Origin of the sequence: Candidatus Brocadia sapporoensis, assembly GCF_001753675.2 — a bacterium.
Classification (GTDB): Bacteria; Planctomycetota; Brocadiia; order Brocadiales; family Brocadiaceae; genus Brocadia; species Brocadia sapporoensis.
In genome coordinates this window covers 1-3,556 of record NZ_MJUW02000025.1, presented here as the reverse complement: position 1 = coordinate 3,556, position 3,556 = coordinate 1, and the positions used below count along the sequence as shown (strand labels likewise).

At 44.7% G+C, this 3,556-nt stretch carries 4 protein-coding genes; 1 reads left to right on the top strand and 3 read right to left on the bottom strand.

What is annotated here, in order from left to right; genetic code table 11:
- Window positions 1–395: 395 nt before the first annotated feature.
- The 3 genes from BIY37_RS02080 to BIY37_RS02065 all read right to left on the bottom strand — a co-directional run bounded on the left by BIY37_RS02080 (window position 396) and on the right by BIY37_RS02065 (window position 2,228).
- Complete coding sequence (locus BIY37_RS02080; protein WP_179129222.1) at window positions 396–1,100, bottom strand: LolA family protein; 705 nt, start codon at window positions 1,098–1,100, stop codon at window positions 396–398.
- Window positions 1,101–1,112: 12 nt separating this feature from the next.
- Entirely contained in the window at window positions 1,113–1,703 is a 591-nt protein-coding gene (locus BIY37_RS02075) for an HAD family hydrolase (protein ID WP_070066191.1), read from the bottom strand.
- Window positions 1,704–1,979: 276 nt separating this feature from the next.
- Window positions 1,980–2,228 (bottom strand): hypothetical protein, encoded by a 249-nt coding sequence (locus BIY37_RS02065; RefSeq protein WP_070066189.1) that lies wholly within the window; start codon window positions 2,226–2,228, stop codon window positions 1,980–1,982.
- 48 nt (window positions 2,229–2,276) lie between these two features.
- Between BIY37_RS02065 and cas6 the strand changes: the two genes are divergently transcribed.
- Window positions 2,277–3,452 carry a CRISPR system precrRNA processing endoribonuclease RAMP protein Cas6 gene (gene cas6 / locus BIY37_RS13045; RefSeq protein WP_070066188.1) on the top strand — a complete coding sequence of 392 codons (1,176 nt, stop codon included), beginning with the start codon at window positions 2,277–2,279 and terminating at the stop codon, window positions 3,450–3,452.
- Window positions 3,453–3,556: the final 104 nt, after the last annotated feature.

The following is a 3,556-nucleotide window of genomic DNA, read 5'->3' as shown; positions in this document are numbered from 1 at the left end:
CGGGATTACAGAATCAATATTTTGTTCACTCATAGGGTTTGTGAGCGAAAGTACACTGAATAGTTACAAAAACTTGCAAAAAAAATTGTAACAATTCCGTTTTTTGAAAAATCCCAGCCACATTCAGGTCACCGCCCTTTATAACAGAGAAGGCGTTTGCCCGTATCAAATACATCCCTAAATTCCTTCTTTCCAGAGGGGACTCTTGCCCTCCCTCCTCTAAAAAAAGAGAGAGCGAGGCATGTCACAAAACAGCAAAGGTTGCATCTCTTGCCGTACTATGAAATGCATGGGAAATTCCTTTCAAAAAGCTAAACGGTTGCGAAAATTTTTATACGGTACACCATAGAATGTAGTAAAAGCATCCAGCCCGTTGCTTTAACTGCGGATAAACCTTATTTCATGGGTTCGATGACCTCTACCCCCCGTGGTACATCAAATATGAACAACTTATCGGACATGCCTTTGTTTAGCTTGATATTTTTCAGTTCAATGCTATTAATCACCTCGCCATCACTTTCGTAAAGGTCAATCCTGTCCGGCAGCCAGAACCCTTCTTCTACCCTCAACCGGATATCAGAATATTGGGACTTTTTATTTTTTGGCAGGAGATCCAGAATATAAAACCGCTTCTCGCCCTCATCTTTTGTCTCGAGCAGGGAGATGGTATAATCTCTTCTTACCGCAGGGATCGATTCACCGTAACCAAATTCAAAAAAACTTAAACCCTGAGAAGACTGTTTCCCTCTGTCCATGTCATATTTTTCCGCTTGTTTTTCTGCCGGGTGATACACCCATACATATTTCCCATCCACAACGTTTATCTCATTGCGGGGCGGAGGGAATTTCAGATACAATCTCTTGGGTTTTTTATAACTCATCTCGCCCTGAGAAACCTCTGAGGATTCAAGCAGGGTGATGGTGCGGGTAAACGTTATATCGGCCTTTAACGTTTTAAATGCATTGTTTGCCCTTTCTACCGCGGTAAGGATCTCGTCGAGGCTTTTCCCTGCAGGAACGACATCTGACAAACTATTTCTCTGAGAAAAGGCGATACACGAAATTAGGACAATAGATAAAATAAGCTTGTTTCTATACACGGATTCCTCCATTCAAACTTGTACTCCCCTTTCAAAATGTGAGATAACATCGATAATTTCCCGGATGCTATTAATTTCGAAATCCGGAACAACCTCCGTCTCTATATACTCCTTGTACCGGAGCAAGACCGTCTTGGTTCCTGCCGCCTTGCCGCACATAATATCATACTTGTAGTCACCCACCATAAGCAAGTGATCCGTGTGAATATCCATTTTTTTGCTCAGTAAAAAAATGGGGTCGGGCGCAGGCTTGGGTTTCGTATCTTCCCGGCTTACAATAAATTCGAAATGTAAACTATGTTTATGAAGCACGGTGTCTACAGATTTGCGGGAGTTGCGTGTCAAGAGGGCTTTTTTTAACCGCTTTTTGGAGACATATTCCAGCATTTCCACAACACCTTCATTGAGTTCCGACTCCATTGCTGCCTGTGCCTCGTAACGTTCAAGGATGTCCAGCGCCCGTTTCCGCTCCTCAGGGCTGGACCTTTCCGCATAATCGATAATGAATCCCACCTTGGCGCCAATTTCGCGTTCAAGGGCGGCAAAGTCTACATTCGGCTTCGTAAGCGTGCCATCCATGTCAAAGATAATTCCGCGTAACATAGGAGAGTGTTTTACTCCTCTTTTAAAGGTTTTTGGTGTCTGAATGAATTTCGATTTTATCAATAATCTCAAGGCATGCAAGGGAATTTATCCGGAGATAAACAAATATTTTAAACATCGTGGCAAGGGAAATAGTTTCGTTTTTTTTAACAATTCAGTTTTTCGAAAAATCCCGGCAACATTCAGGTTGTCGCCCTTTATAAAAGACAATGCGTTTGCTCGTATCAAACACACCTCTGAATCCCCTCTTTCCAGAGGAGACTCTTGCCCTCCCCTCTAAAAAGAGTGGCCGGGGGGCGTGTCACAAGGCAGCAAGGGAAGCGTTTCCTTTGGTTCTTTTGCTATTTTATCGTTGATTTTCTTCATCGAAAATCGTAATAATGTGTGAAACAACGGCTCTTTCGGTATATCTGTTCCATGGCCGATAACCTCAACCCGAATGAGTCGGGAGAGACGAATCCTGGCACAAAAAAGTGAATCGGCCTTGTCATGGTTTAAAACCCTGACAAGGTTCGTTGTGTTCATGTTTTCCTGAAAAAGACGCTAAACTCATCTTTGGAAGTTTTCGTTTCCATGCTTAAAACACTCCGATTGGCAAAATTCAGGTTTACCGTCTGTGCCAGAGGGCAGATACGCTTCCCTGCCTATAAAGGCTCTGCCTTTCGAGGCGGCTTTGGGTATGCCTTCAAACGGGTCGTCTGTGTAATAAAAGGCAAGACATGTGATGACTGCCTCCTGAAACAGAAATGCATCTACTCCTACATCTTCGAGACCCCGCCGCCGGAAGATGCCGAAATACTCCGGCTCTATCCAAAAGTGCCTCATCCCTTTGTCATTGAGCCGCCGGTTACTCAAAAACAGTCATTTGCTCCAGACGAAATATTTACCTTTCACCTGATCCTCATCGGACAAGCCATTGATTACCTGCCCTATTTCATCTATACCTTTACGGAGCTGGGAAAACAGGGGATCGGACAGGGCAGGGGAAAGTATGACGTGTTGCAGGTGGAAGGCATTGGGTTTGATGACGAGATTGTGCCGGTTTACAGTAACAAAGACCAGAAACTTGCCAGCCACTACCCGATAATACAGCCGCAACAAATGAATGCACGTTTACCGGAAGCGTTCTGCGAAGTAACAAATCCCGGCAGTCGGGGAGAAGATCAACTTAGCACGACTTTCCAGGAAAAACAGCAATCCCATCCCATCTGTCGGGGTGAAAATCAGTCGAATCCCTTTCATCAAGCGGGGAATTGGTCGAATCCCCCCTATCACTCGGCAGAGTTCACGACGAATCCGGAGAGGACGAAGGGGGATGTAGAAGGCGCTTCGCGGGAAAATAACCACAACAGCAAAATAACCATTTCGATCTTAACCCCGCTCCGGCTGCGTTTTGATGGTCACATAACCGATAAGATCGAATTCCACATCCTCATCAGAAACCTCTTACGCCGCATCTCCTCTTTATCCTATTTTCATTGCAACGAAAAATTGGAGATGGATTTTAAAGGACTTATTGAAAAGGCGAAGGAGATAAGGCAAACGGCAACAGACATCACGTGGTTTGACTGGAAACGGTATTCCACACGGCAGGAGGAGTGGATGTCGCTGGGCGGTGTCACAGGTACGGTTTCATATGAAGGCAAAGTGGCGGAATTCCTGCCTTTTTTAAGGCTGGGTGAATATGTGCATGTGGGAAAGGGGACGTCGTTTGGGTTGGGAAAATATGAGATATTGAAAGAGATGTAGAATAATTCAGCGCTAAGACACACAGAACGCAAAGAGGGAAGAAAGTAGCAAAAAAAGAGAATGAAGTATCAAAAGGGTCAGGGTGGCACGGACAAACTTGTTTG

Coding starts and splice junctions, on each gene's coding strand:
- BIY37_RS02065 (WP_070066189.1), bottom strand. CDS start 2,228: ATGAACACAACGAACCTTGTCAGGGTTTTAAACCATGACAAGGCCGAT.
- cas6 (WP_070066188.1), top strand. CDS start 2,277: ATGCTTAAAACACTCCGATTGGCAAAATTCAGGTTTACCGTCTGTGCC.
- BIY37_RS02075 (WP_070066191.1), bottom strand. CDS start 1,703: ATGTTACGCGGAATTATCTTTGACATGGATGGCACGCTTACGAAGCCG.